This is a genomic window from Arthrobacter sp. Leaf141, from assembly GCF_001424565.1.
Lineage (GTDB): Bacteria > Actinomycetota > Actinomycetes > Actinomycetales > Micrococcaceae > Arthrobacter.
Window position 1 is genome coordinate 1 of record NZ_LMOL01000026.1, and the last position, 1,519, is coordinate 1,519.

The 1,519-nt window shown below is 61.9% G+C and carries 1 protein-coding gene; it reads right to left on the reverse strand.

All coding sequences use genetic code 11. The features are described from left to right. Positions 1 to 34: 34 nt before the first annotated feature. Positions 35 to 1,198: an IS30 family transposase gene (locus tag ASF72_RS16450; RefSeq protein WP_442853724.1), complete on the reverse strand. Its 1,164-nt coding sequence runs from the start codon at positions 1,196 to 1,198 to the stop codon at positions 35 to 37. Between the last annotated feature and the right edge of the window lie 321 nt (positions 1,199 to 1,519).

The window sequence follows — 1,519 nt, forward strand, 5'->3', positions numbered from 1 at the left end:
GGCGGTTTCTAGGGGTCGTTGCAACACCTGTTGGTTAGGTGGTTAGTAGTAAATCACGTAGGCGCTCGGCTGGAGTTTTCCAGCCGAGCGTTTTGCGTGGGCGGCCGTTGAGTTCCTGTGCGACGTGTTCGAGGTCTTCGGGGCCGTATGCGGTGAGGTCGGTGCCTTTGGGGAAGTATTGGCGCAGCAGGCCGTTGGTGTTTTCGTTCGAGCCGCGCTGCCAAGGGCTTGCAGGGTCGCAGAAGTAGACCTTCATGTCGGTGGCGAGGGTGAAGGACTTATGGGATGCCATTTCTGCACCCTGGTCCCAGGTCAGGGAGCCACGCAGGTGTGAGGGCAGGGTAGAGACGGTTTTAATCAGGCCGTCCCGGACGGTTTCGGCGGTGTGGTCATTCGGGAGGTGGACGAGCATGACGTAGCGGGTCGTCCGCTCGACCAGGGTCGCAATCGCTGACTGGTTGTAGGCGCCGGTGATGAGGTCGCCTTCCCAGTGGCCGGGCACGGCGCGGTCCTCGATCTCGGGTGGTCGCTCGGAAATCATGACCATGGGGTCCACGAACCGGGACGTGCGTTGCTCACCGCTCCGGTGGGGTTTACGGCGGGTCCGGCCGGTACGCAGCGCTGCCTGGACTTCGCGTTTGAGTCCGCCTCTGGCCTGGATGTAGAGGGCTTGGTAAATCGTCTCTGGGCTCACGCGCATCTCCGGGTTGTCGCGGAACTCGTTGACCAGGGTGTGGCTGATCTGTTCCGGAGACCAGCGTATGAGCAGCTTGTCCTTCACGTAGTCACGCAGCATTGACTCGTCGGCGAGTTTGGCCGTTTTTGGCCGGGCCCGGCGGGCGACAGCTTTGCGATGTGCTCCGTGGGGCAGGTAGCCGGTATGGGGATCGGCATTTCGGGCCAGTTCCCGGCTGATCGTTGAAGGCGATCGCCCCAGGGCCTGGGCGATCGTCCTGACTGACGACCCGGCTGTTTGAAGGTCCCGGATCAGCTCGCGTTCATGGACATTGAGGTATCGCGGGTCGATGGGCTTTTCCAGCGCCGATACCGGGACCGACGTGGGTCCTGCCGTGCCGCCGGGAGGGGTCATGATGGTCACCCCACTGTTGTAGTCCACCGCCCTGCCACCGGGGTAGATTCTGCCGTTGCGAGTCCTACGGACACCCGTGTCCCACTCATCGGCAGTCGTACGGTGAATGCCTAAGGTCCTGGCCGCATCCCGGCGAGAGAGACCCGCATGACGGAGCCGGAAGAAATCTTCCCGGGTAGGCCCTTCCGAACGCTTCCGGGCCAGGCCGGCCTTCCGTATCCACTGGTAACAGGTATTCCGGTTCAGCCCGGTTTCAGCAGCAGCCTCGGTCGCATTCCCCAGCCGCTCAAACGCCCGGAAAAAATCCTCTTTCTGCTGACTTGTCGCTCTCGCGTACTTCCTTGGATCTGACGAAAGATCGCCTAAATGCGGCACGGTCGTTGCAACTCCCAAAATCTATGGGTGTTGCAACGACCGCTAGAACTCAAG